The 26,301-nt window shown below is 59.0% G+C and carries 26 protein-coding genes and 1 pseudogene; 13 read left to right on the forward strand and 14 right to left on the reverse strand.

Annotated elements, in window-relative coordinates; genetic code table 11:
• The first annotated feature begins 51 nt into the window (after positions 1-51).
• Genes mtnB through NH344_RS14030 form a run of 3 tightly spaced genes read left to right on the forward strand, consistent with a single transcriptional unit; the run spans position 52 to position 1,909 of the window.
• Positions 52-642, forward strand: a complete 591-nt coding sequence (gene mtnB, locus NH344_RS14020) for a methylthioribulose 1-phosphate dehydratase (RefSeq protein WP_253028040.1) — start codon at positions 52-54, stop codon at positions 640-642.
• Positions 639-1,325: an acireductone synthase gene (gene mtnC / locus NH344_RS14025; RefSeq protein WP_253028041.1), complete on the forward strand. Its 687-nt coding sequence runs from the start codon at positions 639-641 to the stop codon at positions 1,323-1,325. Before mtnB ends, mtnC begins: the two co-directional genes overlap by 4 nt.
• Positions 1,326-1,360: 35 nt before the next feature.
• Positions 1,361-1,909, forward strand: a complete 549-nt coding sequence (locus NH344_RS14030) for a cupin (RefSeq protein WP_253028042.1) — start codon at positions 1,361-1,363, stop codon at positions 1,907-1,909.
• Between the two features lie 152 nt (positions 1,910-2,061).
• Here NH344_RS14030 and mtnK read toward each other — a convergent pair whose 3' ends face one another.
• Positions 2,062-3,324 (reverse strand): S-methyl-5-thioribose kinase, encoded by a 1,263-nt coding sequence (mtnK, locus tag NH344_RS14035; RefSeq protein ID WP_253028043.1) that lies wholly within the window; start codon positions 3,322-3,324, stop codon positions 2,062-2,064.
• Positions 3,325-3,571: 247 nt separating this feature from the next.
• Complete coding sequence (locus tag NH344_RS14040) at positions 3,572-5,170, reverse strand: solute:sodium symporter family transporter (protein WP_062360912.1); 1,599 nt, start codon at positions 5,168-5,170, stop codon at positions 3,572-3,574.
• Between the two features lie 302 nt (positions 5,171-5,472).
• Between NH344_RS14040 and NH344_RS14045 the strand changes: the two genes are divergently transcribed.
• From NH344_RS14045 to NH344_RS14060, 4 genes are all read left to right on the forward strand, one after another.
• Positions 5,473-5,886: a DUF350 domain-containing protein gene (locus tag NH344_RS14045; protein ID WP_062360914.1), complete on the forward strand. Its 414-nt coding sequence runs from the start codon at positions 5,473-5,475 to the stop codon at positions 5,884-5,886.
• Positions 5,887-5,898: 12 nt separating this feature from the next.
• Positions 5,899-6,501, forward strand: coding sequence for a DUF1190 domain-containing protein (locus NH344_RS14050; protein WP_054641245.1), 603 nt, complete (start codon positions 5,899-5,901; stop codon positions 6,499-6,501).
• A gap of 35 nt (positions 6,502-6,536) precedes the next feature.
• Positions 6,537-7,703, forward strand: coding sequence for a glutathionylspermidine synthase family protein (locus NH344_RS14055; RefSeq protein ID WP_253028044.1), 1,167 nt, complete (start codon positions 6,537-6,539; stop codon positions 7,701-7,703).
• Between the two features lie 154 nt (positions 7,704-7,857).
• Positions 7,858-8,028, forward strand: coding sequence for a hypothetical protein (locus tag NH344_RS14060; RefSeq protein WP_253028045.1), 171 nt, complete (start codon positions 7,858-7,860; stop codon positions 8,026-8,028).
• Here the strand turns inward: NH344_RS14060 and glp (NH344_RS14065) are convergent.
• The 11 genes from glp (NH344_RS14065) to NH344_RS14115 all read right to left on the reverse strand — a co-directional run bounded on the left by glp (NH344_RS14065) (position 8,011) and on the right by NH344_RS14115 (position 18,755).
• Positions 8,011-9,216 (reverse strand): gephyrin-like molybdotransferase Glp, encoded by a 1,206-nt coding sequence (gene glp / locus NH344_RS14065; RefSeq protein WP_253028046.1) that lies wholly within the window; start codon positions 9,214-9,216, stop codon positions 8,011-8,013. The genes NH344_RS14060 and glp (NH344_RS14065) overlap by 18 nt on opposite strands.
• On the reverse strand, positions 9,209-9,727 hold the full coding sequence (gene moaB, locus NH344_RS14070) for a molybdenum cofactor biosynthesis protein B (protein WP_253028047.1): 519 nt from the start codon (positions 9,725-9,727) through the stop codon (positions 9,209-9,211). Before moaB ends, glp (NH344_RS14065) begins: the two co-directional genes overlap by 8 nt.
• A 3-nt stretch (positions 9,728-9,730) precedes the next feature.
• Positions 9,731-10,078 carry a DUF1244 domain-containing protein gene (locus NH344_RS14075; RefSeq protein WP_253028048.1) on the reverse strand — a complete coding sequence of 116 codons (348 nt, stop codon included), beginning with the start codon at positions 10,076-10,078 and terminating at the stop codon, positions 9,731-9,733.
• Positions 10,079-10,181: 103 nt separating this feature from the next.
• Complete coding sequence (locus tag NH344_RS14080; protein ID WP_253028049.1) at positions 10,182-11,282, reverse strand: formate dehydrogenase subunit gamma; 1,101 nt, start codon at positions 11,280-11,282, stop codon at positions 10,182-10,184.
• Between the two features lie 11 nt (positions 11,283-11,293).
• Positions 11,294-11,908 carry a formate dehydrogenase FDH3 subunit beta gene (fdh3B, locus tag NH344_RS14085; protein WP_074211440.1) on the reverse strand — a complete coding sequence of 205 codons (615 nt, stop codon included), beginning with the start codon at positions 11,906-11,908 and terminating at the stop codon, positions 11,294-11,296.
• Between the two features lie 61 nt (positions 11,909-11,969).
• Positions 11,970-14,825 (reverse strand): molybdopterin-dependent oxidoreductase, encoded by a 2,856-nt coding sequence (locus NH344_RS14090; RefSeq protein WP_253028050.1) that lies wholly within the window; start codon positions 14,823-14,825, stop codon positions 11,970-11,972.
• A 24-nt stretch (positions 14,826-14,849) separates the two neighbouring features.
• A complete protein-coding gene (locus NH344_RS14095) occupies positions 14,850-15,053 on the reverse strand; it encodes a twin-arginine translocation signal domain-containing protein (protein ID WP_052509959.1) in 204 nt (67 codons plus the stop codon).
• Positions 15,054-15,132: 79 nt separating this feature from the next.
• Entirely contained in the window at positions 15,133-15,786 is a 654-nt protein-coding gene (locus tag NH344_RS14100) for a molecular chaperone TorD family protein (protein ID WP_253028051.1), read from the reverse strand.
• 4 nt (positions 15,787-15,790) lie between these two features.
• Positions 15,791-17,503, reverse strand: coding sequence for a 4Fe-4S dicluster domain-containing protein (locus NH344_RS14105; RefSeq protein WP_253028052.1), 1,713 nt, complete (start codon positions 17,501-17,503; stop codon positions 15,791-15,793).
• A gap of 200 nt (positions 17,504-17,703) precedes the next feature.
• The gene (locus NH344_RS14110) at positions 17,704-18,318 is read right to left on the reverse strand and encodes a DUF3306 domain-containing protein (protein WP_253028053.1); all 615 of its coding nucleotides are present in this window, start codon (positions 18,316-18,318) and stop codon (positions 17,704-17,706) included.
• Positions 18,315-18,755 carry a DUF3305 domain-containing protein gene (locus tag NH344_RS14115; protein ID WP_253028054.1) on the reverse strand — a complete coding sequence of 147 codons (441 nt, stop codon included), beginning with the start codon at positions 18,753-18,755 and terminating at the stop codon, positions 18,315-18,317. Before NH344_RS14115 ends, NH344_RS14110 begins: the two co-directional genes overlap by 4 nt.
• A 151-nt stretch (positions 18,756-18,906) precedes the next feature.
• On the opposite strand from NH344_RS14115, the gene NH344_RS14120 reads away from it, so the two are divergent.
• The 5 genes from NH344_RS14120 to NH344_RS14140 are packed head-to-tail and all read left to right on the forward strand — an operon-like array spanning position 18,907 to position 23,652.
• Positions 18,907-19,764 carry a formate dehydrogenase accessory sulfurtransferase FdhD gene (locus NH344_RS14120; protein ID WP_253028055.1) on the forward strand — a complete coding sequence of 286 codons (858 nt, stop codon included), beginning with the start codon at positions 18,907-18,909 and terminating at the stop codon, positions 19,762-19,764.
• Positions 19,761-20,381: a molybdenum cofactor guanylyltransferase MobA gene (mobA, locus tag NH344_RS14125; protein WP_253028056.1), complete on the forward strand. Its 621-nt coding sequence runs from the start codon at positions 19,761-19,763 to the stop codon at positions 20,379-20,381. The genes NH344_RS14120 and mobA overlap by 4 nt, the downstream gene beginning before the upstream one ends.
• The gene (gene glp / locus NH344_RS14130; RefSeq protein WP_253028057.1) at positions 20,378-21,631 is read left to right on the forward strand and encodes a gephyrin-like molybdotransferase Glp; all 1,254 of its coding nucleotides are present in this window, start codon (positions 20,378-20,380) and stop codon (positions 21,629-21,631) included. Before mobA ends, glp (NH344_RS14130) begins: the two co-directional genes overlap by 4 nt.
• Positions 21,628-22,620, forward strand: a complete 993-nt coding sequence (gene moaA, locus NH344_RS14135; protein WP_044630051.1) for a GTP 3',8-cyclase MoaA — start codon at positions 21,628-21,630, stop codon at positions 22,618-22,620. Before glp (NH344_RS14130) ends, moaA begins: the two co-directional genes overlap by 4 nt.
• Before the next feature lie 3 nt (positions 22,621-22,623).
• Entirely contained in the window at positions 22,624-23,652 is a 1,029-nt protein-coding gene (locus NH344_RS14140; RefSeq protein ID WP_054641251.1) for a GTP-binding protein, read from the forward strand.
• On the opposite strand, the pseudogene NH344_RS14145 reads toward NH344_RS14140, so the two are convergent.
• Positions 23,632-25,566 (reverse strand): annotated as a pseudogene (locus NH344_RS14145) (EAL domain-containing protein); the annotation flags it as partial. The gene NH344_RS14140 and the pseudogene NH344_RS14145 sit on opposite strands and share 21 nt — an antisense overlap.
• Positions 25,567-25,729: 163 nt before the next feature.
• Between NH344_RS14145 and NH344_RS14150 the strand changes: the two are divergent.
• Positions 25,730-26,301, forward strand: a 572-nt coding sequence (locus tag NH344_RS14150) for a LysR family transcriptional regulator (protein ID WP_253028059.1), incomplete at its 3' end; no start/stop codon positions are given.

The following is a 26,301-nucleotide window of genomic DNA, read 5'->3' on the forward strand; positions in this document are numbered from 1 at the left end:
CGAAGCTTATCATATAGAATGATGCCCATTGGATGAGACGATGCAGGCCTTATGACTACCTTACACACCGAACTGCTGGACGCCATTGCCTGGGCAGCGCAGCACGGCTGGACCCCCGCCACCGGCGGTAATTTTTCCGCGCGTACCGAGGCTGGTTACTGGGTCACGGCATCCGGGCGGGATAAAACCCGCATCCAGGCGGGTGATCTGCTGCTCTGCGACCTGGAAGGCCGTGTGCTGGAAGGCAACGGCAAACCCAGCGCCGAAAGCGACCTGCACGCCGCGCTGTACTGGCTAGACCCAAGCATCCACTGCGTGCTGCACACCCACACCGTGGCCAGCACCGTGCTGTCGCGGCGCTTTCCCGACGGCATTGAGCTAAGCGGCTTTGAGATGCAAAAGGCGTTGGCGGGTAACGTGACGCATGATGCAACGATTCGCCTGCCGGTGGTGCCTAACTCCCAGGATATGGAGGAGTTAGCAGAGCACGTTCGCCAAGGCTGGCCGATGCCCTGGGGCTTTTTGGTCGAAGGCCACGGTATTTACGCCGTGGGCGACAGCATTGCCAGCTGCCGCCGCCATCTGGAAGCGATTGAATTTTTACTTGCCTGTGTACTGGAAGAGAGCCGATGGCCCCAATGAGTCAACCAACCGTTCGCGCTATCGTGACCGATATCGAAGGCACCACCACCGATATCAACTTCGTTCACAAAGTGCTGTTCCCCTACGCCTACGCCAAGCTGCCTGACTTTCTGCGCGAGAACGCAGAGGCACCGGCGGTGGCCGAGCAGATCCATGCCGTGCGTGATGTCATGCAGGACGCCGACGCCTCGCTGGAAGCGGTCATCGCCACGCTGCTGCACTGGATCGACACCGACCAGAAAGTGACGCCGCTGAAAGCCCTGCAGGGCATGGTATGGGCCGACGGCTACCAGCGCGGCGACTTCACCGGCCATTTATACGCGGATGTGGCTCCGGCGCTGCGCCAGTGGCAGGCGGAAGGCAAGGCGCTGTATGTGTACTCGTCAGGCTCCGTGCAGGCGCAGAAACTGCTGTTTGGCTACAGTGACGAGGGAGATTTGACCCCGCTGTTCAGCGGCTACTTCGACACCCATGTTGGCCATAAGCGCGAGGCCGCCTCGTATCAGCGTATCCTCGACACCCTTGACCTGCCGCCCGCATCGGTGCTGTTCTTGTCAGATGTCGTCGAAGAGCTGGATGCGGCCCAGCAGGCGGGCATGCAAACGCTACAGCTGGTGCGTGAAGGTACCCAGGCGGGCACCCGCCATCCGTGCGTCACCCGTTTCGACGAGATCCTCCTGTAACGTTTCTGTCTCGTCACTTTCAAGGAGAGTTTACGATGTCGCAACTCAAAGTATTTGCCGATAACAATCCCCATGATGCCCTCATCGACACCACCGACGGCGAACGGATTACCGCTGAGCTGAACCGGGTAGGCGTGCTATTTGAGCGCTGGGCAGCGCCGGGCGAGATTGCCGACGATGCCACCCAGGAGGAGATTCTGGCGCTTTACCAGGAAGATATCGACCGGGTAAAAGCCAAGGGCGGCTACCAAACCGTCGATGTGCTGCACATGGTGCCCACCCACCCGGACAAAGAAGCGATGCGTCAGAAGTTCTTAAACGAGCACCGCCACCATGAAGACGAAGTGCGCTTTTTCGTGAAGGGCCAGGGGCTGTTCTGCCTGCACATCGACGACAAGGTGTATCAGGTGCTCTGCACCCGCAACGACCTGATCAGCGTGCCCGCCAACACCCCGCACTGGTTCGACATGGGCCCCGAGCCGGAATTCACCGCGCTGCGCTTCTTCGACAACGTGGAAGGTTGGGTGCCCCACTGGACCGAAAGCGACATCGCTGGGAAGTTTGATCGTTTGGATCAGCTTTGAATAAATAAGACTGATCCCAGGCCGGTACACACCTATGCGGGGGCGCTGTGAACCCATCCATGGGCGCTACTTTCGCCATCCATGGCGAAAGACCCCCGCTACGGTCTGTACCGGCCTTCCCACATCGCCGTTCTGTCTTTAATAACCTCTTCCTACAACACCGCTTTCTGGTTAAACGTTTTGGCCAGCTCTGCCAGTGCGTTGAGATCACAGTAGGCTTCCGGCTCCATGATCAGCGCTTGGCCCATCAACACGTTGCGTGCTTCCAGCTTGGCGCGCAGGGCGGTGTCTTCGATCTCTTCAAAGTCGGCGTTGTGGGCAAGAGATAGCACGCGGCGGTGCATTTCGATGCCGCAGTAGGCCAGCGCATCTTCACGGATCTCTTCCAGCAGCGCGTCGCAGGCGTCGTCGGCGCTGTTGCCCTGCTCTTCAAATAGCGACCTGGGGAACAGGATACCCGTGCGTTCGGTTTGCCAGAGGTGGCGAAACTCCTCATCGAAGCGGGTAAAGCAATCGGTGATCACTTCTAAAATCCACGCTTGATAGGCGTCAAGATCGCTCTCTGCACGGTGGGCGGGCTGGCTAAAGTAGGCCATGAAGAAGTTGGCTACCGCCATGCCCAAGTCGAACGCCATGGGGCCGTATTGAGAAAATTCAGGGTCGATGACGCGCACGCTGGTGTCGGTGGCCATGATGGAACCGGAGTGCAAGTCGCCATGCAGCATGGTTTCCGTGTTGGCGGTGAACTTCATCAGCAGCCGCTGCACCTTGGCTTTCAGGCGGGCGTTGCGGCGCAGCTCGTCCACCACGGGCGATAGCTCGGGCGTGTGGCGGTTCATCTCCGCGCCGTAGTAGGGGTCGGTAAATACCAGCGATTCGGTGATCGCCGGAATCGCCACGTTGCCAGAGAACAACCCGACATCGGCTTTCTTATCCGGGCTTGCCATGGAGAGTTCAGAGCCGCGAAACGCCGTGCGCGCACAAAACTCACCCAGAGTAGCACCCAGCTCCGCCACCCGTTCGCCGCTGATCAGCTTGCGCCGCAAAATCACGTGCGGATACAGATACTCCATCACGATCAGCGCCTGGGGCTTGTCGAAATGGTACACCTCGGGGGCCACGCCGGGCGCGCGCTTGGCTTGACGCACCAGTGCGTAGTATTCGAAATGGGCGCGATAAAGCGGCAGCGGCCAGCTCTCGCCCACCATGCGCACATAGGGCAGTGCCTGCTTGACCACCACGCTGCCGGTGCTGCCCGTCACGATGAATACCAGGTTGAGGTTGCCGTCGCCTACTTCACGAATGTGCCACTCGGCAGGGTTGCCGCCCACGCGGCTGGCGACTGCCTCCACACCGCCTAGCCGTTGGCCAAGGGTGTCCACTCCCAACGCTTGATAAGTCTGCTCGTTTGCCACCGATGATTCCTCGCACAAAATGGATGTGTGTTTGTCATACCCCGGCAACGTTGTCAATTCAGTGCAGCATGATGGGGCGGTACACCACTGGCTGCATCACTTTTTAAAATGCATTTCGCTCAGTACGCTTCTACACACCTTCTCTAACGCTTCGACGCCACCTGTCATGCCGCCAAGCCTATCGCCAACAACGCCAACGCCCGCAATGCGGGGCGTTGGGGCTATTCCATTTATAACATTGGCGTGATTAGCCACCCGCAAAGGAGGCGTACATAATCACCACCAACACCACCAGCACGATACCGGTAGGCACCGCGCCTTTCCACGGGGTGAGATCGACATCGCCGGAGTCTTCCTGCACCCAGTCCGTTGCGCGGGGGCGCAGCTTACCGATCACCAGCATGACCGCCACTAGCAGCACGAACACCGAAGCGACGAAGTGGAACTCGTGCATCACTATGGGCAGCTTGTTGAACGGCGGCACGAAGTAGCCCGCCGCAATCAGCAAACAGCCGCCGACCAGCGCTACTTTCGCGGCCATGGGCGGTACGCGTTTGGTTAGCAGACCGACCAGCACTACGGCGAGAATCGGGATGAAGTAGATCGCGTTCATCTTCTGCAGGTAGCCGAACAGGCTGTCCTGGCCCGCCAGCAGCGGCGCAATAATCATGGTGGTAATCGCCATGGTCCAGCCAAACACCTTGCCAGACTTCACCACCTGCTCTTCCGTGGCGTCCTTTTTCAGCACGCCTTTGTAGATGCCCAGGCTGAAGATCGTCGTGGTGCTGTTCAGCGCAGAGTTAAACGAGGAGAGAATGGCCCCGACCATGACGGCGGCAAAGAAGCCGGTCAGGTAGGGCGGCAGTACGTTGAACACTAGGTGGCCATACGCTTCATCGGCGCGAATGCCCTGGTCGGCATACAGGTGGTAGGCAATGATGCCGGGCAGTACTAGGTACAGCGGCCCCAAAAGCTTGAAGAAGCCGGTGAGCAGCACGCCTTTCTGGCCTTCAGCGAGGTTCTTGGCGGCAAAGGTGCGCTGGATGATTTGCTGGTTGGTGGTCCAGTAGAAGAGGTGAAGCAGCAGCACGCCGGTAAAGATGGTCGAGAACGGTACCTGCTGTTCAGGGCCACCCATGGAGTTGAATTTGCTGGGGTCGCTCTCTTTCAAGATGCTCCAGCCTTCCATCACGCCGCTGCCGCCGCTCACCGCCTGTAGGCCAAAGTAAACGATCACGAAGCCGCCAATCAGCAGACCAACCCCGTTTAAAGTGTCAGAAACGGCAACGGTACGCAGGCCGCCAAACAGCGCGTAGACCGCGCCAATCAGACCCACCGCCCATACCGTCGCCCAGAGCAGCACCGTGCTGGAGCCAATGCCGGTCAAGCCCTGTAAATCCAGCATCCCCTGAAGGCCGATGGCCCCGGAGTAAAGGATGATCGGCAGCAGTACCACCGCGTACGCAATCAGGAAAATAACGTTAGCGATCAGTTGAGTGCCTGTATCAAAGCGAATCGCCAGCAGCTGTGGCAGCGTGGCAATGCCGCTTTTCAAAAAGCGCGGCAGGAAGAACAGCGCCAGCGCTACCAGCGCAATCACCGCAATCACCTCCCATGCCATCACGCTTAAGCCATCGGTAAACGCGGACCCGTTCAGCCCCACCATCTGCTCGGTGGAGAGATTGGTCATCAGCATGGAGGCCGCAATCAGCGGGAAGGTCAGCGTTCGGCCTGCCAGAAAATAACCACTGGTGCTGCGATGATCATCGCGCCGTGTGATGCGCCACGTGACAAAGGCCACCAGGCCCGTAAAAAACAGAAACGATGCCAGGGTTAGGGCATGCATGAGGGGAAGTCCTTCGAAGCGGTCGCGTCTAAAGCGGTGCCCAACACGGGCACGAAGAGCGGTATCAAGCGATACGACACGGTGAGTTTAGGTAAAAATACCAAGCATCGCGGGATTTTAAGAAGGTGACACGATTCATCTATTAGCCTTTAGTCGCATAAAAATATTAAAAAGACGTTTTTTAACCACCTGACAACAACCTACAGAAACACAGCCTGCGATTCTCGCTACTCCGCTAAGCTATGTCACAATGTCGATTGCTTATTGGCCACACGTCATTAACCACAAGGATGCACACCGCCATGTTGCACTACCTACAGGGATTACCGTCTTTCTTCGCCTACCTGCTTGGCGCGCTCGCGCTGCTGGTGGCCTTTATGTACTGCTATAGCCGCCTGACCCCTCACCACGAGTGGGCGCTGATTCGAGCGGGCAATGCGGCAGCCGCTACTGCCTATGGCGGTTCTATCCTGGGCTTCACCTTGCCGCTGTACAGCGCCATGGCCCACTCCATTAGTTATATCGACTTTATTCTGTGGGGCGTGGTGGCGTTCGGCGTACAGATCGCCACGTTCTTTGGTGTAAAACTGTTCCTGCGTCGTCAGGGGGAGAGCTTGTCCCAGCACATCACCGAAGGTCATCAGGCCTACGGCACGCTAGTGGGCAGTATCTCGATTGCCGTGGGCTTAATTAACGCGGCTTCAATGACCTGGTAACGGAGCGCCATCATGGAAAAGCAGTCTCACCCTACCCACCTGCCACGTCGTAAACGTAGCGCACGCCTATCGCTTGCGATGATGGGAGCGAGCGCCTTTGGCTTAACTGCCTGTACCCAGCCAGCGGAAGATGAGCACTTAACCGATGTGCGCTTTGATGAGCCGCAAAGCTTTCAAAGCGTAGAGGATTGCGTCGCAGCCAACGTCTACACCCGCAGCGCCTGCGAAGACGCCTACGAGGCCTCGTTGGCGTCCGTCCCCCGCTTCGACACCCTAGAAACCTGCGAAGCTGAACACGGCGAAGGCGCCTGCGCAGCCCCCACCGACGAGCAGGCCCAGGCCGCAGGCGGCGGCAGTTGGTTCATGCCTGCCATGATGGGCTATATGGTCGGTAACATGCTGGCGAATACCAGCCGAGGGCGCTCGTTCGAGCGCGTGTATCAAGAGCCGGTCTACCGCAACCGCCAAAACCAGGGCAACTGGAATGCTGCGGCCAGCCAGGCGACGCAACGGGTCAATCAGCGTAACGAGGCCCTGCGTAGCTCGGTGGTGCAAAACCGCCAAGCCACAACGCGGCGCGGCCTGGGCACACGATCGGCCTCTTGGGGTTCCTAGCATTTTGGGGTATTGACCACCGTTTGGGAGCTACCATGCTGCGAATCAACGTTCCTGAACGCCCGCAATGGAAAACCCTGGCCAAAGAGCTGGGGTTTCATTTCCATACCATTGATGGCGAACCCTACTGGAAAGAGGACGCCTACTACCAGTTCACCCTGGAGCAGGTGGAGCAAGAGATCGAAGCACCCACCGAAGCCCTGCACGAGATGTGTATGGAGCTGGTGGATAAGGTCTGTCACTCCAATGCCTTAATGCAACGCCTCGCGATCCCCGAGCATATGTGGGACCTCATCCACCACTCCTGGCGCAGCGGGCAACCGCCCCTCTATGGGCGAATGGACTTTGCCTACTCAGGCAACGGCCCCGCCAAGCTGTTAGAGCTGAATTACGATACGCCCACCTCGCTCTATGAAGCGGGCTTTTTCCAGTGGGTATGGCTGGAGCAGGCGATTGAGCAAGGCATCCTGCCCCGCCACGCCGACCAGTACAACTCGATTCAAGAACGCCTGCTCAATGCCATGGCGCATCTGGGCGACCGCTTGGAAAACCGCACCCTCTACTTCTCCTGTGTAAAAGGCAGCGACGAGGAGCGCGCCACCGTCAGCTACTTGCAGGATATCGCTCTACAAGCAGGCTTACAGGCACCGTTTATCTACATCGAAGACATTGGCGTGGCCCCAGGAGTCGAGCACTTTGTCGATTTGGACGAGCAGCCGATTACCGCCCTGTTCAAGCTCTATCCGTGGGAAGAGATGGCGGTAGAAGCGTTTGGCGAGGCGGTCACGCAACTCAACACCCACTGGTTCGAGCCGCCCTGGAAAGCCGTGCTCTCCAATAAAGGGATTCTGCCGCTGCTGTGGGAAGAGTTTGAAGGGCACCCGAATCTGCTACCAGCGTATTTTGAAAAAGATAGTCACTCGCCGCTGGAAGCAGGCTGGGTGCGCAAGCCGTTTTTCTCACGGGAAGGGAGCAATATCAGTTTGATAACGCCCAGCGGCCAGCAAGAGAGCGTGGGCGGGCCTTACACTGATAACCCGTGGATACGCCAGGCGTACCACCCACTGCCGCGCTTTGGCGACATGCACGCGCTGATTGGCAGTTGGGTAGTGGGCGACCGCGCCTGCGGCATGGGCATTCGCGAAGACGTGGGACGTATTACCAAGGATACGTCGTGTTTTATTCCCCATGCCATTATTTAGTTGCTCGATCATTCTTTTTTCTAGCAACCGATTAAGTGCCTATTCAAAATTAATCGCGTGATCAGTTCCGTAACCACCGAGCCACCCAACGCGCTGGCTAACCCTACGCGATGCCGAGGGGCCATGGCAGCTAGGCATTACCGGCGACAGTGAGATGATCCACCTGCCCAGTACAGCGATTCATCCGCTGCCGGCGCTGCTGGCTGCCCGCTCCCGCCATCCGGCGCTGTGCGGCATCGCCCTGGAAGGGGAGCAGCTCACTCTGCTCCTAAACGGAGCTCGGCTAAGCCCACCTTCCGAGGCAAGTTCAACTCACCATCCATAAGCAGCGCACTTGACTGCCCTTCTCCACTTGGCGATGCGGATCAATCACCGCCAGCGCATCGGCAGCAATGCAGGAAGAGAGCACCGCTGAGTTTTGGTCATCAAAAGCATCGGCCTCGATACCGCTAGGCGTAAAGCGCAGCGCCACCCGCATGTAGTGCTGGCGTGGGCCAGTATCGGTGGCAAAGGTCGCGGTGGCGGTTAAGCACGGAAGCTCCGCCAGCGCAGGGCAGCCTAGTAGTGCCCCCATCAGCGGGCGTAGAAACAGCCAAGCGCCCACAAACCCCGACACCGGGTTACCCGGCAGCCCCACAAACCTCGCTTGGCTGCCATCGTCGCGGGGCAAGCGGCCTAACGCTAGCGGCTTGCCGGGACGCATCGCCAGCTTCCACATATCGAGCTGGCCAAGCGACTCCAGCGCCGCTTTGACGTGATCCTCCTCCCCAACGCTGACACCACCGGTGCTCACCACCACATCGGCCTCGGCAGCGGCGTGGTTCAAGAGCGCCACGGTTTGGGCGTAGTCATCGGGCACGCTCACCAGCTGAACCACCTCAGCCCCGAACGTCTCCAGCAGCCGCTTGAGCATGGGGCGGTTGGAGTTATACAGCTGACCTGGTTTTAACGGAGTGCCGGGGTCGACGATCTCATCACCCGTGGAAAGCAGCGCCACCCGTGGGCGGCGTCGTACGCTGACATGGGTGATGCCCTGCCCCGCCAAATGCCCTAACGCGGCGGCTTCCAAGCGTTCGCCAGCATTGAGCAGCACATCGCCTTGGTGCACGTCGCGGCCCTGCAGGCGAACGTTGTCTCCTTCTGGCACGTCCACGGGGATGAGCGCCTCGCCGTTATCCTCAGTCACCCGCTCCTGCATTACCACGCAGTCAGCACCAGGGGGGATCTGCCCGCCGGTAAAGATTCGTGCGCAAGTGCCCACCGCCAATGGCCGTGCCGTACTGCCCGCGGCAATCCGCTGGCTAACCGGCAGCCGCTTACCCGCATCCATAGCACGCAGCGCATAGCCATCCATTGCGCTGTTATCGAACGGCGGCACGTCCAGCGTGGCCGTTACCGATTCGGCTAGAACACGGCCAGCGGCGTCATTCAACGCGATCTGCTCGGCAGAGAGCGGCATCACGTCGGCCAATAGCGCTTTCAGCGCCGCTTCAATCGGCTGTAACTCAGCCATGCTGCCCCCGACCGGGAATCACCAGGTTGGCAAAATTGCAGGGTTTGTGGCGGCTATCGAGCTGTTCGGCCAGAATGCCATCCCACCCCGTTCGGCAGGCACCGGTTGAGCCTGGCAGGCAGAACACCACCGTGGCGTTGGCAAAACCGCCCAAGGCGCGGCTTTGAATCGTGGAGCTGCCGATTTCGTCGCCACTCAGCTGGCGAAAGCGCTCGCCAAAGCCTTCGATACGTTTATCCAACAGCACCGAGACCGCTTCTGGAGTGGAGTCACGGCCAGTGAAGCCGGTGCCACCGGTGGTCAGCACCACCTGCACGCCGGGGTCGGCAATCCACTGGGCTACCACCGCTCGGACCTGGTAAACGTCATCCGGTACGATACGCTTTTCGGCCAAGTGATGGCCCGCCTCGGTCAACCGCTGCACCAGCGATTGGCCCGAGCGATCGGTCTCTTCCGTGCGAGTATCCGAGACGGTGAGCACCGCGATGTTCAGCGCTTCCATGGCATCCATCGGCTACTCCTCGCGCTCGTTGGAGGAGGCGTTGGCCTTTTTCTTGGCTTGGCGCGCTTCAAGAGCGGCCAGCTGTTCCGGCGTTGCCTCACCCTGGTGATTGGCTTTCCACTCGCTGTAGGGCATGCCGTAGACGTACTCGCGGGCGGCGTCCAGTTCGAGCGCGGTACCGCGCTCATCGGCGGCGGTCACCAGCCACTTCGAGAGGCAGTTACGGCAGAAATCCGCCAGAATCATCAGGTCGATGTTCTGCACATCTTTATTGTCGTCCAGATGCTTAAGCAAGCGCCGAAAGGCGGCGGCTTCCAGCTCAGTGCGGGTGGTGGCATCCAGTTCGTCAAATGTCGCCATGGTGATTCCTCTTTCAAAAGTCATTGGAGTGCAGCATAACAAAAGACACCGCCCGAAGGCGGTGTCGAAGGGCGTTCACGTCCACTTATCTCGACGGCGTGACTCAGCTTGGCTTGGCTGCTGAAGGCTCACCGCTGCCGCCCGCTTTACGCGCGGCCAGTTCCTCTTCACTAACGGTCTGATCTTTAACCGCTTCATACCACAGGTTGTGGTGTTCTTTAGCCCAGGTTTCATCCACGTAGCCGGTGGTCATGCCTTCCAGCGCGCCTTCCGTACCTAATGTGCCGATGTAGATATGGCCCAGCGAGACGGCGGTCAAGCCCAGCGCGCCCACGGCGTGGATGATGTTGGCCCACTGCATGGTGTCGCGGCCCTGGTCAAAGTTGGGGAAGTCGAGCACGAAGCCACTCGCCACCACCAAAATGCCTACCGACGCTAGCAGCCAGTACCAGGCTTTTTCGCCACCGTTGGCAAAACCAGCATCTACATGGCCTTTGCCAATCATACCGCCGCCCTTTTTGAACCATACCCAGTCGTGCTTCTTGGGAATGTTCTCTTTGATCAGGCTAATCAGCATGATGACCAGCAGCACGCCAAAAATCGGCCCCAAGTAGTTGTGTAACACCTTGGACGCCGCGACCATCCAGCCCCAGACGGCATCGCCGAACAGCGTACGGAACACGAACTTGCCCAGCAGCAGGTTCAGCCCGGTCAGCGCCAGCGTGATGAACAGCGTCGCCACGGTCCAGTGCAGCGCGCGCATTAGCAGCGACCAGCGCAAGAGCTTGCGGCCCGTGCGCGGCTCTTCCAGGTATTTACGGCCAACGATGAAGTAAAACAGCGCAATCATCGCGGCCATGCCGCCGATGGCGATCAAGCCAAACGGCGATACCCAGCGATTGCGCAGTATCCGCCACGTTTCGCCGCTGGCGTTGATCAGGTTGTAGTTACTCTCGTGCCGGGAGTCACGGTAGTTCGGTCCCGTCTCGCCACTGCGTACTTGGCGCCACTGATCCGCCGTGATGCCGGGGGCGGCGGTGGTCATTTCGCGATCCGGGTCGGCTTGCGCCACGGCCATGTGGGTGACCCCCAAACTCGCAACCAACAGCACCAGCATCAGGCATACACGCCATCCGCGCTGTAGCCAGCTAGCGGTGCCGCTAGGTGCCCGTGAGGGCACCTTTGTCATGGTCAACGTTGTCATGACACGCCTCCTTACCCTTTGCGGGCAGCATCATAGGCAAGGTTGTCAGTGCTAGCCTGAGGATTGTTCGACCACGCACCATCTTTATGGCCACGGTGTACCACGCGCTGGCGGAAGATATCGGCCACATCCTGCGCATCACCGGCCAGTAGCGCTTTGGTAGAGCACATTTCAGCACACAGCGGCAGTTTGCCTTCCGCGATGCGGTTGGAGCCGTACTTCTGGTACTCCTCTTCTTTGGTTTCCGCAGGGCCACCGGCACAGAAGGTGCACTTGTCCATCTTGCCGCGCTCGCCAAAGGCGTTCTGCTGGGGGAACTGCGGCGCGCCGAAGGGGCAGGCGTATAGGCAGTAACCACAGCCGATGCAGAGGTCTTTATCGTGCAGCACGATGCCATCGTCGGTTTTGTAGAAGCAGTCGGTAGGGCAAACCGCCATACAAGGGGCATCATCACAGTGCATACAGGCAACGGAAATGGACATTTCATCCGCTTCGCCGTCGTTCAGAGTCACTACTCGGCGGCGCTGGATGCCCCACTCGACGTCGTTGGCGTTCTTACAGGCGGTGACGCAGCCGTTGCACTCGATGCAGCGCTCGGCGTCACACATGAATTTCATTTGAGCCATGGTGTTCTCCTCTTGCCGGTGCGGGCGTGTCCGCACCGGCATGCTGTCAGGTCAGGTCTTATTAGCTGGCGCGTTCGATACGACAAATGGTGCACTTGGTCTCTTGCATCAGTGTCACCGGGTCGTAGCCGTAAGTGGTCGCCGTGTTGGCTGCCTCACCCTGAACATAGGGCGCCGTGCCTTCCGGGTAGCGATCATGCAGGTTCTCGCCCTGGAAGATGCCGCCAAAGTGGAACGGCATGAAGGCCACCTTGCGATCCACCCTGGGGGTGACCAGGGCTTTCACCTTGACGCGGCCGCCCTCGGCGCCTTCGACCCAGACATCGTCACCGTCACGTACGCCGATATCGTTGGCGTCGGCAGGGTTCATCTCGACGAACATTTCCTGTTGCAGCTCCGCCAGCCACGACATGGAGCGGGTTTCTTCGCCGCCACCTTCGTACTCGACCAAACGACCTGAGGTCAGAATGATCGGGTAGTCCGCGCTGTTGTCGCGCTCCTGGATGGTTCGATAGAGCGTGGGCAGACGCATGATGGAGTCAAAGTCGTCCCACGTGGGGTAGCGCTCGACCAGGTCACGACGAGTGGTGTAGAGCGGCTCGCGGTGCTTCGGCACCGCGTCCGGGAACGTCCACACCACGGCACGGGCCTTGGCATTACCATAAGGCGCACAGCCGTGTTCGATAGCAACGCGCTGGATACCGCCGGAGAAGTCGGTTTTCCAGTTTTTACCTTCAGCAGCCTCTTTCTCTTCGGCCGTCAGGTCATCCCACCAGCCCAGGTCTTTCAGCAACTGGTCGTTGAACTCCGGGTAGCCGTCGTCGATGTCGCCGCCTACCGGGGCCGAGCCTTCGGCCAGCAGGTTGACGCCGTTACGCTCGATGCCAAAGCGGGCGCGGAAGCCCATGCCGCCCTCCATCACGGGCACGCTGGTATCGTAGAGGTTCGGGGAGCCCGGGTGACGGAATTCCGGGGTGCCCCAGCAAGGCCACGGCAAACCGTAGTAGTCGCCATCGGCAGGGCCGCCCTGGGCACGCAGGTTCTCAAAACTGAAGGTGTGCCAGTTTTGCTGGTGCTCTTTCAAGCGCTCTGGGCTTTGGCCGGTGTAACCGACGGTCCACATACCTCTGTTAATTTCACGCAGAATATCTTCGATCAGCGGCTCGTCGCCGTTCATTTCATAGTTCTTGACCAGCTCATTACCGAAGCCCAGCTTGCGGGCAAACAGGTACATGATTTCATGGTCGGGCTTGGACTCGAACAGCGGTTCGATGACTTGGTCACGCCACTGGATCGAGCGATTGGTGGCAGTCACACTACCGGTGGTTTCAAACTGCGTGGCAGCGGGCAGCAGGTAGACGCCGTCGGTGCGGTCGTGCATGACGGACGCGACAGTGGGATAAGGGTCGACGATGACCATCATCTCCAGTTTCTGCATCGCCTTTTGCATTTCAACGCCGCGGGTTTGCGAGTTGACCGCGTGGCCCCAGTAGAACATCGCTTTCAGCGCGGTGCGCTGGGAGATGTTTTCGTCCTCTTCCAGCACGCCATCTACCCAACGCGATACGGTAATACCGTTGGAGTACATGGGCTTGCCGTCGGCGTACTCGGTGTCGTCGAAGCGGCCTTTCAGCCACTCGTAGTCTACGTCCCACACATTGGCCCAGTGCTGCCAAGCGCCTTCTGCTAAGCCGTAGTAGCCCGGCAGTGAATCAGACCCCAGGCCCAAATCGGTGGCACCCTGTACGTTGTCGTGACCACGCAGGATGTTGGCACCGCCGCCAGACTTGCCGATGTTGCCCAGTGCCAGCTCCAGGATGCAGTAGGCGCGGGTGTTGTTGTTGCCGGTGGTGTGCTGAGTACCGCCCATACACCACACCACGCAGCCAGGACGATTGTCGGCCAGACGCTTGGCCACGTCGAACATCTCTGCTTCGGGCACGCCGGTAATGTCTTCGACGACGCTGGGTGGGAACTGGGCGACTTCGGCCCGCACGTCGTCCATGCCGTAGACGCGCTGGTTGATGTACTCGCTATCTTCCCAGCCGTTTTCGAAGATGTGCCACAGCAAGCCCCAGATGTAGGCCACGTCAGAACCGGGGCGAATGCGCACGTACTTGTTGGCTTTAGCAGCGGTGCGGGTAAAGCGCGGGTCCGCGACGATGATGTCGCAGTTGTTGCGCTCTTTGGCAATCAGGATGTGCTGCATCGCCACCGGGTGGGCTTCACTGGGGTTGGAGCCGATGAACAGCATGGAGCGGCTGTTGTGCATATCGTTGAGCGAGTTGGTCATCGCCCCGTAGCCCCAGGTATTCGCAACGCCCGCCACAGTGGTGGAGTGGCAAATACGCGCCTGGTGGTCGGTGTTGTTGGTGCCCCACATGGAGGCGAGCTTGCGCATCAGGTACGCCTGCTCGTTACTGAACTTGGCCGACCCCAGCCAGTAAACGCTGTCGGGGCCGTGGGCGTCGCGCAGTTCCAGCAGCTTGTCGCCAATCTCATTGACGGCGTCGTCCCAGCTCAGGCGCTGCCATTCACCGGCGACCAGTTTCATCGGGTACTTCAGGCGGCGAGTGGAGTGGCCGTGCTGGCGGAGCGACGCACCTTTGGCACAGTGAGCGCCACGGTTGATCGGGTGGTCGAAGGCGGGCTCTTGCTTGGTCCAGATGCCCTCTTGAACCTCGGCATACACACCGCAGCCTACCGAGCAGTGGGAGCAGATGGTGCGCTTCGTTTCTACCGGGGAGTCGAGCACCGGCGTTTTATCAGCCGCTTCAGTGCGCTGCATCATCGGCGCGCCCATAAAGCCTGCCGCAGCCACCCCACCGGTGGCTACACCCGTGCGCTTTAGGAACTGACGACGGGAAATACCCAACCCAGTGGTAGCGGGGGTGTTCGTTTTGCGAGTTAGACGCATGGCAAATCTCCTGGCAGTTCGCCGTCAGTCACGCAGCGAGGCGTAATAAGCACGAATATGGTCGGTCTCGCGGTAGTTCACCGCCTGCTTGTCGCGCTCAACCGGACTTTTATCATCTGCCTGTGCCAGCGTGACGTGGCCTACCGCAACGGCTGCGCCCGCAGCGGCGGTGCCTAAACCAACGGTTTTCATAAACCGGCGGCGCTCAGGGTTATGTGACTGGTGCATGGGGTTCTCCTCTTTCATGCCCTTTTTTTATGCGTGGCCCGTAGGCCCTGTTGTTCGCTTAACGCTGCGCACGGTCACGTCACGGTGTGGCTTTGCGCGCTGCACCGGCGTCATAGGAAGCAGGCTCCACTATGCGCACCGGTTGATAGGCCGCTTGATCGCTCAAACGTGCCTGTTCGCTCTCCATAAAAGCACTACCCAACTGCCCCAGCGCTGAATAGAAAGCGGTGTCTACTTTTGCAAGGTCATCCCAACAGCGGCTAGCCCAGGGGGCAAGGTGCTGTTGGAAAAAGGTGAACTGTTCACTACTTTGCGCGGCGATGAGCATGGCCATCACTTCGCACATCGCCGCCAAGTGATCCTCTGGGTCCCGGGTATGCTCGCTGCGCTCAAAGCCTAGCACACGGAGATCTTGGCGCAGCGCGACCAGCGCGGCTTCCATCAGCTCGCCGTTGCGGTACCAGGATGCATAGGGCACAACGTCGCCTTGAATGACGCCTACTAAGTGGCGGAAATGCGCACGCTTCAGGCTGTCCACATCGCTTTGGCTTGCCGCTTTTGACAGCGCGGCCCAGTATTCGGCAATGCGGCTACCATCTTGCTCAATATCGAGGCTTTCTAGCCACGCCAGTAGCTCGCTGTCCGGCGCTTGGCGCAGCAGACTGGCAAACAGCTGGTAGATATCCATTCGCAGCGCATCGGTTTCACTTAGCGTCGGCATTGCATCGCTCATTGCTTTACACCTTTAGTTGCGCTTCAGGGTCACGAGCCATGGTTTTCCACACGTCTTTCACCCGACAGTCTTCACACATTTCTAAGCGCGTCATGGCATCACCGGCAAAGTAAGGGTGGTTGGCCAGTTTGGCTTTAATGGTGGCAACGGTGCTGGCGGTGGCAAACGGCTTACCGCAGCTAATACATTCGAAAGCCGCCTCTTCGTGGCAAATATGCCGCGTTTCGCGCGCAGGTGCCGCGAGGAAGCCTGGCTCCAGCGTGATGGCGTCTTCAGGGCAGGCCTGTTCGCAGAGCCCGCACTGTACACAATCGGCTTCCAGGAAGCTAAGCGCGGGGGTATTACCGCCGGATTTAAGCGCAGGCGTTGGGCAATTGCTGACACAGGCGTGGCACAGCGTACAGGCCGCGCTATCGACATTAATGCCGCCGTAAGCCGCCCCTTGAGGCATGGCGTGACGTTCACCGCTAGGCGCCCCCAGTTCAGCCAACCGCGCCAGTACAACGTTCAGGCGAGCACGCTTATTAGGCTCATTAAAGCTCAATGGCGACTCGGTGAGCGGTGTTAAGCTGGGCAGCGCATCTCGCTCGCCCTCGGCACCTACCGGCAGTAGCTTAATACGCGCGGCGTCGTGGCCTAGCGCAGTCAGCAAACTATGAGCCTGAGTGATTTGATGCTCTAAAAATGCGCTGAGCCGATTCGGCATGTCGTCGTGAAGCTGAATGCGCACTTCAGAAGCGCCGCTGGCGAGCGCCGTCAGCCACTGGTCGTGGCCCGCCGCGCCCAGCTCTTCCAAGGGGGCATCAATGATGTGACCCGGCGTGGTAATGCCTGCAACACGCTCAGCTTCCAGCGAGTCATGGGTAATAAAGCGCAGCACCGGCACCTCGCCACCGGCTTCCCGATAGGCGGTTAGCCAGTTGGCCAGAGTATCCTGCTGACGGCGGGTTTCCGGCAGGCGAAACTCGATGGCACCCGTAGGGCACGCACTGGTGCAACTGCCTACGCCTTGGCAAAGGAAAGGATCAATCTCAATGCGCGACTCAATGCGGCCTTGGATGCTAGAAATCGCATCCGCCGGGCAGACGTCGAGGCAGCGAGTGCAACCGACGTTACCACTGGAAGAGTGGGCGCAAAGATCGGTATTGACCTGGAAATAGCGCGGTTTATCGAACTCACCGACCAGTTCCGTCACGCTCTCTAACACGTCGGCACGCTCAGCTTCCTGGCGCTCCCACGCGAGGCGCAGGTAGCCCGGCGGGGGCAGTTCCCAAGAAGCGACGTTAAGTGCTCCCTCCGAAAGGTCCAGCACTACGTCAAACACGTCCCGCTCAATCAGCGCTTGGGCAAGATTGAGAGAGTCGCCATCGTCTTGGCTCAGAGTGGCACGAAAACCACCCAAATGACCCGCGATGTTAAGCTGTGACTGTTGATGCGCACTCAGCACTTGAGCGATAAGCGGCTCGCTGGCGACGGGAAGATCAACGGCCTCATCTGTGGTCAGCATCGTGAGGGACGCTAATCCTCGCCCCTGAAGCACTCGTGCCGCTTGAGTCACTGACGGCGCACTACCGAGCAGCAGCACATGACCGCGGCTGTGGTAGGTCACGTTGGCAGGCGTTAAATTCACCGGCCATGAGATACGCCGACGCACCGCTTCACGAGCGGCGACGTTGCGCTGGTCGTCAATCGACGCCAGTTGGATTCGTTGGTTCATGCATTCTCACGGTCAAGAGGTCGTTTTTGTTATAATTAGAGATTAGATTTTGTCATCTCACCACGGATGACTTTCGGCGTTATAACGACATAGCTTCTTGTATCAGCGTATGGCGAAAACAGCTTTTTTGCCACTTCCTTTGGTCGCACCGCTGTCAACGAAAGCCCACCATACTTACCATAACCCACTGATTCAAAAAGCTAACTTTCTTTTTTTCGCTCTCCTGGAGCGTGATCAGGATAATCAGACTGGTCGTCTGGCGAGGCACTTTGTACAAAACTGTCATCACTTGTGCAAGCGCTCACCTGCTCAGGCGGGCTCTCAGCCGCCACTTTTTCGCTGTGTTCAGCGTCTTTTTGTGCCGAATCTTCCAGCTTCTCTAAGGTCTCTTCCGCCTTATTGGCCCAACGCCGCAGCTTGCCCGCTAGCTCGCTGGCCATGGGCTTTAACTGTTGAGTGAAGTCGGCGTCGTAATCATCCAAACCATCGCGCACATTGTAGTTACCGGTGGCCCAGAGCCTACGCAGGGCACGGCGGCGCAGCGCAGCACTGACGCCAGGCACCATAAAGGCGCTGAAGTCGCTGCCTGCAGGCAAGGTGTCTGGGTCGGGCAACGTGTGGTCCAGGCTGCCCGGCAGGGGCGGAGCTGCGGCCTCTTGCTCGCCTACCGCTGAGGAGGAGGCATCTATGCCCTCAGACTCAGGCGCGTGCGTCTCCACTTCCAACTGAGGCTCTATCGGCTCCACCGGCTGACTGTCATCACTCTCATGTTCAATGCCGCGCTTTTTACGCGACCAGCGCTCCAAACGGCTCACTGTGGCTGCTCCTTGGTCGGGATCTCTTTGCCACGCCCGGCCCCTTTGCGTTTTTTCTTGCGGGTTTCCACCGGCGCTTCACCGTGGCGCGCGAGATAGTGCTCTATCCACACCTGAATCGCCATCGGCATCGCAGCTTCTAATACTTGCTGCTCGCCATCCAGCCAGCCTGCGGCCACATCCTGGCTGGCGGTGATCGCATCGGGCTTCGGGGTTTGCCCGGTGAACCCGGCACGCACGAACAGGCGCGGCGTCGGCGCGGTGAGGTTAAATCGATAGGCGGCTCGCTCGGTCATATAGAGCTGCAGGTTGAGTACGCACTCCCCTTGGTCCCCCGGCACCAGCTCGGCAATGCGCCACTGGGTCAGCGTGAAACTGCGCACCTGCTTGGGCTCGGCGACTAAGGTAACGCTTAATGCGCGTAAACTATCACTCATGGGTTTCACCACCTTAGACCTTGAACGGGTAGACAAGTAAGCCTTTTGAGCGCCATCATCGTCAACTCAGACTATTTTACTCAACTATTATGATCTTGTGCGCCGTGTTTGCGTCAGCCACACAGCGTTTTGGTATCAGTGAGGATTGCGGATGCCCGCCCTTCAGTTAAGCCGAGCCCGCTTACCGGCCACGACCACCATTGATGTCATGGATGCCTACGGCGACACCCGCCCCCAGGCCATTGCCGCCGAGCGTGCGCTTACGGTGTATCTTAACAAGCGTGAAATTGTCACCCTGATGACGCTAGGCGATGACCCCGAGGCACTAGTGGTAGGCTACCTGCGCAACCAGGGGCTATTAAGAAGCGCCGAGGACTTAACCGCGGTTCAAGTCGATTGGGAAGTAGAGGCTGCGGTGATCGTTACCCGCCACCTGCCTGATGATTTGGAAGCGCGCCTTAGCACGCGCACCGTCACAACGGGCTGCGGCCAGGGCACGGTGTTTGGTAAACTGTTGGAGCAAACTTCTCTCACAGCGCTGCCTGAGACACCGCTGGCCCAATCGACGCTCTATCAACTGTTGACCAATTTGAACACCTATAACGACACCTACCGCAGCGCGGGCGCGGTACACGGCTGCGCGCTGTGCCACCAAGCTCAGGTGATGGATTTCGTCGAAGACGTGGGCCGCCACAACGCCGTGGACACACTGGCGGGTCGCCAGTGGCTTAACCAAGCTGATAGCCGTAGCGCCGATATTTTCTACACCACGGGCCGGCTAACATCGGAAATGGTGCTAAAAGTCGCGCAAATGGGCATTAGCGTACTGGTATCGCGTTCAGGCGTGACACAAAAAGGCGTAGAGCTGGCCGAGCGTTTCGGCGTGATGCTGATTGCCCGTGCGAAGGGGAAAGGCTTCCAAGCCATTAACGCCGCTGGCCGCTTGACGCTGGACGCGATTCCCCCCAAGCCGCCGAGTGCGCGCTCGTCCAAGGAGGCAGGCGTATGATCGCCAAGCATGATCTGACTGGCATGATTCTCGCAGGCGGTGAAGGCCGCCGTATGGGCGGGCGAGATAAGGGCCTCGAGCCCTTCGCAGACTTGCCGCTGGTGGCGCACACCGTTAAGCGCTTCGATGGCCACGTCCATGAGTTGATGATTAACGCCAACCGTAATAGCGATGCGTATGCACTGTTTGCCGACCGTGTGATTGAAGATGCCGAAGGCGGCTTCAAAGGCCCGCTGATGGGTATTTACAGCGGCCTGCGGGCGGCTCAAACGCCGTGGCTGCTGGTCGCCCCCTGCGACTCCCCTGCGCTGCCCCACAATTTGGTGGCGCGCATGGTCGCCGGTATTACCCAGGCGGGTGTCGAGCACGATATCGCCGTGGCGTTCGATGGCGAGCGCCTGCACCCCGTCGTCGCGCTGCTGCGTACGTCGCTGGCTGACGATTTAGCGGCCACCCTGGCCGAAGGCGAACGTAAAATCGACCGCTGGTACGCGCGCCACGCCTGGTGCCGGGTGGATATGTCCGACTGCCCTGAAGCGTTTGCCAACCTCAATACCGAAGAGGAGAAAGCCCGCTTGGAGCTGGCACTGACAACGCCTTCCCAGGAGACGCCATGAGCCTGTCGTGTTTTGAGCTAGGCGAGCAGATGCTCAGCGTCGATGCCGCCCGCGATGCGCTGATGACGCTGGTTGAGAAATCGGTAGCGGTAGAACAGGTGGCAATAGGCAGCGCCTACGGACGCAGGCTGGCGACTGATATCACTGCGCCTATTAGCGTGCCACAGAATACCAATGCGGCGATGGATGGCGTTGCCTTGTCCTGGCCCAAAGAGCCACCCTACACCACACATATTCAGATCGTAGGTGATGCCTTCGCCGGGCAAGCGTTTGAGGGTGAGGTGCCCTCTGGCCAGTGCGTGCGTATCACCACCGGCGCGCCGCTACCCAGCGGCACCGATACGGTGATTATGCGTGAGCAGCTCATTGAGGGTGACGACAGTGTCACCATCGATGCGCCAGAGCGGGTCAGTTTTGGGCAGCACGTACGCCAAGCCGGGGAGGATATTGCCAAAGGGGCCGTTGCATTGACGGCGGGCACACGGCTGGATGCTGCCAGCATGGGGCTGATTGCTTCATTAGGCCATGCCACCATCGACGTCTATCAGCGTCCAAAGGTAGCGATCTTCTCCACCGGCAACGAAGTCACGCCGCCGGGAGAGCCACTCCCCAGCGCCGGAATTTACGACACCAATCGCTTCACCCTGATCGGCATGCTTAGCGAGCAAGGGGCCGAAGTGGTGGATTTAGGTATTCTGCCCGACGACCCGCGCGCTATTGAGCAAGCGCTTGCGGAAGCAGCGGCGCAGTGTGACCTTGTGATTACCAGCGGCGGCGTGTCCGTGGGCCACGCGGACTACACCCGCGCTGCGCTGGAAAAGCTCGGACGGCTGGCCTTTTGGCGGGTGGCGCTACGTCCTGGCCGCCCGATGGCCTGCGGCCAACTGAGTGACTCCCGCACACCGTTTGTGGGGCTACCCGGTAATCCGGTGGCGGTGATGGTTACTTTCAGCCAGTTTGTGGTGCCGCTTTTGCAACGGCTGCAGGGGCAGCTGCCTTCTCCGCCCTTACGACTCACAGCGATTGTCCAAACACCGCTAAAAAGCCGCCTGAAGCGCACCGACTTTCTGCGTGGCATTTATACTTGTGATGAGCAGGGCGTGCTACATGTGCGCAGCACAGGTGCCCAGGGCTCGGGTATTTTGACTTCCATGGTGATGGCCAACTGCTTAATTGAACTTGGCGATGACCAAGCAGACGCTCAACCAGGCGAGGCGGTCTGCATTCAACCCATAACGAGCTGGCAATGACCGAACAACTGATTGACGATTTTGGCCGCCGTGTCCGCTATGTACGCATCTCCGTGACGGACCGCTGCGACTTCCGCTGCGTGTACTGCATGAGCGAGGAGATGACGTTTCTCCCCCGCGCGCAAGTGCTCACGCTGGAAGAGCTTGCCATGGTGGCGCGCGCCTTCACCGAGCTTGGCGTCGAGAAGATCCGCCTGACCGGCGGCGAACCGCTAGTGCGCAAAGGGATTGAGCAACTGGTGGACGAGATTGGCGCCCTACCGGGGCTGGACGATTTCACCATGACCACCAACGGCGCCAGCCTGCGCAAGCACGCCAAGCGGCTGTATGACGGCGGCCTGCGTAGGCTCAATATCAGCCTGGACTCCCTCAACCCCGAGCGCTTTAAGCAGCTGACGCGCACCGGCGACTTAGCCAAGGTGATCGACGGCATTCACGCCGCCAAAGAGGCGGGCTTCAAGCGCATCAAGCTGAACGCAGTGATCTTGAAGGGGCGTAACGAAGACGAAGTGCTCGACTTGGTGACCTTTGCCCGTCAGGAGGGCCTCGATATTAGCTTTATCGAGGAGATGCCGCTGGGCGATGTGTCGGACCACTCCCGGGCAGAGACCTTCTACTCCAGCGACGACGTTCAGGCATTGATCGAAACACGCTACCCGCTGATGCCCACCACAGAGAGCACACCAGGGCCGTCGCGTTACTTCAAAATGGCCGACAGCGACAGCCGGGTGGGCTTTATCTCGCCCCACAGCCACAACTTCTGCGATAGTTGCAACCGCGTACGGGTCACCGTGGAAGGCCGCCTGCTGCTCTGCCTGGGTAATGAGCACTCGGTGGACCTGCGCGCCGTATTGCGCCGCCATCCTGGCGATATGCAGGCGCTCAAAACCGCCATTATTAACGCCCTACCGCTTAAGCCCGAACGCCACCACTTCACCACCGATGGCGACGTGCAGGTGGTGCGCTTTATGAACATGACCGGAGGTTAACCGTTGGCAGCCGCTTCACGCGTTCCCGTTCACATCGTCACCGGCTTTTTAGGTAGCGGCAAAACCACGCTTATCCACAGCCTGATCGAGCAAAAGCCTGTGGATGAGAAGTGGGCGATTTTGGTCAACGAATTTGGTCAGATCGGCATTGATCAAGCGATGTTTGATGCCCGCGATGATGTGGTGGTAAAAGGCTTGCCCGGCGGCTGCCTATGCTGCCAGCTGGCGTTTGTGCTTCAGGCGGCGCTGGTTAATTTATTGGCGCGCAGCAAGCCCGATCGGGTGATTATCGAGCCATCGGGCCTTGGCCATCCGGCGGGGTTATTAGATTTACTGCGCGGCGAGGCGTTTCAAGACGTGGTGACGGTGCAGGATATCATCGCCACGCTTGACCCACGCCGATTGGATGAAGCCCGCGTGCGCGAGCACGACACGTTTCAGGACCAGCTCCACATGGCCGACGCCATCGCCATCACCATGGGCGAGCAGGCAAGCAGCGCCCAGCATCAACAAGCGCAGCAGTTTATCGGCACGCTATGGCCGGCCCGTAAATGGGTGTACACCGTTGAGGAAGGGGTGCTGCCGGTGTCGCTCATCTTGGACAGCGGCCAGGCGCGCCAACAAGATCAGCCTGCGATGCCTGCCGAGCATCAGGCTCTGGCAGCCAGCCCTAGCCTAGAGGGGGCTTTTTTCGATTTTCCGCCCCCTCCTGGCCAGCCCCAACAGCAAACCGCCACTGCCCTGGGTTACACCAGTACGGGCCTGCGCTGGCACCCTACCGAGCGATTCGACCTCGACCATCTCGCCCATTGTATTGGCGAGCTGCCCGCTACGGCGCGGGTAAAGGGAGTGTTCCACACCACCGACGGCTGGAAACGGTTCAACCGCGCGGATGGCGCCCTGAGCGTTGCCAGCAGCGCTTGGCGGCAAGACTCGCGGCTTGAGGTGATTACCCCCGAGAGCTTTGAGCACGCCGCGCTGATCGCGGCGTTACTCATCAAGCTGCATGCCTCAAGCGTAGGACTGAGCTAGCACGGCTGCTTCAATGTCATTAACGGACACCGGCCGTCCGAACAGATAGCCCTGAAAGGCGTGACAGCCATGGGCCATCAGCCACGCCTGCTGCGCTTCCACTTCCACCCCCTCGGCAATCACATCCAGGTTTAAGCTCTTCGCCAGGGCAATGGTACTTTCCACAATCGCCGCGTTTGCTTTGCTCTCGAGCACTTGCTGCACAAAGGATTGGTCAATTTTCAGCTGGTCCAACGGCAGTTGGGCCAAGTAAGCCAGCGACGAGTAGCCGGTGCCGAAGTCGTCCAGCGAGAAACGAACGCCCAAGGCTTTTAGACTGAGCATTTTATCGCGTGCATCGTCACGCGCCTCTACAAACAGCGTTTCAGTGACTTCTAATTTCAGCTGCTCTAGCGGCGCTTGAGTGCGCTGAAATACCTGCTCGACCCGCTGCAGAAAGTTGTTCTCGCGGAATTGTAGTGGGCTGATGTTCACCGAAATCGTGAGCCTATTCAGCAGCGGCGAACCTGCCCACTGGGCTAACTGCTGGCAAGCCTCTTCCAGCACCCACTCCCCGACATCATTAATCAGCCCTGTGCTCTCTAGCAGCGGTATAAACTCGCCCGGCGAGACTAACCCACGCTCAGGGTGCTGCCAGCGCAGTAGGGCTTCAACGCCTATTAATCTACCCCGACGATCAACCTGAGGTTGGTAATGCAGCCGCCATTGCTGATGCTCAAGCGCTTGGCGAAGCTCCGACTCTAGTTTTACCTTAGCTAGCAGTTTTGCCTGCATGGAAGGGTCAAAAAAGCGCACTGCTCGTCGGCCGCTGGCTTTCGCTTGAGAAAGTGCCATATCTCCCTGTTGAAGGTAGTCGTCTGCGCTGCGCTGGCTATCTGCGATGATCGTAATACCTACGCTAGCGGTGACTAACGCACTCTCTTCCCCCACGCTGATCGGCTCATCCAGCGCCACCAGCAGCTTATACGCGATATATTTAGCCAGTTGCTGAGTTTGCCGTGGGCTACCATCAATCCCTTCGATCAGCACCGCAAACTCGTCGCTTCCCAACCTTGCCAAGGTGTCGGTATCTCGCAGCATTCGCCCAAAGCGCCGGGCAACACTTTGCAACAGCTGGTCGCCCGCATGGTGGCCTAGGGTATCGTTAACATGATTAAAGTTATCAATATCGATCAGGATTAACGCGCCGCAGCGCTGATGACGGTTAAGCTCTTTTAACGCTGTACCAATACGATCAATAAACAGTCGACGGTTAGCAAAGCCGGTTAACGGGTCATAAAAGGCAAGCTGGTGGATCTCCTCCTCGGCCGCTTTACGCTCACTAATATCGCTCATGGTCGCCACGTAGTGGGTCAATTCACCGCCGTGGCCATACACCGCGCTAATGGTCAGCCACTCAGGAAACAGCTCGCCGTTTTTGCGCTGATTCCAGATCTCCCCTTCCCAGTTACCCGTTGCCATAACGCTACGCCACAGCCGACGATAAAACGCAGCGTTATGGTGGCCGGAACTAAACATACGCGGGTTTTTGCCAATCATCTCCTCATCGCTGTAACCGGTAATACGCTTAAAAGTATCATTAACCTTCAGGATATTGCCCCGCGCATCGGTCACCATAATGCCTAAATGCGCCTGGAATGCCGCAGCGGCGATTTGCAGTTCAGCCTCGGCTTGCTTCGCGTCGGTAATATCGCGGGTCACAGAAAGCACTCCTTCAAAGTATTTTGCTTTGCTTGCCAAGGGGCTAACAGTGGCATGAAAGTAACGTTGCTGTTGGCCTAGCATCAGCGGGTATTCAAACGTCGCCACCTGACGGGTTTGCTGAACTTGATGAAAGATGGCGTCAAAGGTGTTTGCCAACGCGGGGGGCAACACCTGCTGATAGTGCAATCCTAGCGCTTGCTGGCTACCCAAGAGTAGCTTGTCCTTTGCGATGGCATGGATAACAGTGGAAGATACACCACCGCGACTCTATGGGCGCAATGCCAGGATAGTGACGCTTCGCTTTTTTGATGTATATCAATTTTTTGTTAAACGCAATGCAGCCCCCCCTTTTTTTCCTGATCAAGAGACAGTTATGGCATCACTAGGCCAAATGAGCGACTACGAAATACGCCTGATCCGCATTTTTAAGACGGTCGTTGAGTGCGGCGGTTTTACCGCTGCGGAAACCACCTTGGGGATTAGTCGCTCGGCCATTAGCCAGCATATGAACGACCTGGAGGGGCGTCTGGGGTTTTCCCTCTGTCAGCGAGGACGCGGCGGATTCAGCCTAACAGAAGAGGGGAAAGAGATTTATCAGGCAGGGCTAACGCTGCTTACGGCGCTGGAGACCTTTAAAAGTGACGTTAACGCGCTGCATCACACTATCAAAGGCGAATTGAATATCGGTATTACCGTTGACATCCTCCCCTCCCTCAGCTTGCGCTGCCGCCTTGCAGCGGAAAGGAAGGGGATTCCCAGGTCGTTACCTTCCTGGTTCCTGCTTCGATGTTCGTTGCCTTCAATGCCTTGGCACTGCTGGTCTTACACAAACTCCACAGGCGTACATTCCCGAGTGCCCCTCGGTATGATCTTTCAACCATCTGCACCGGCTAATAGCGCGGTGCCTGCTTGCAGAATGTTGCGGGCCGCATTCACGTCGCGGTC

It is taken from the genome of Halomonas sp. Ps84H-12, assembly GCF_024124725.1.
In the GTDB taxonomy this organism is placed as follows: Bacteria; Pseudomonadota; Gammaproteobacteria; order Pseudomonadales; family Halomonadaceae; genus Vreelandella; species Vreelandella aquamarina.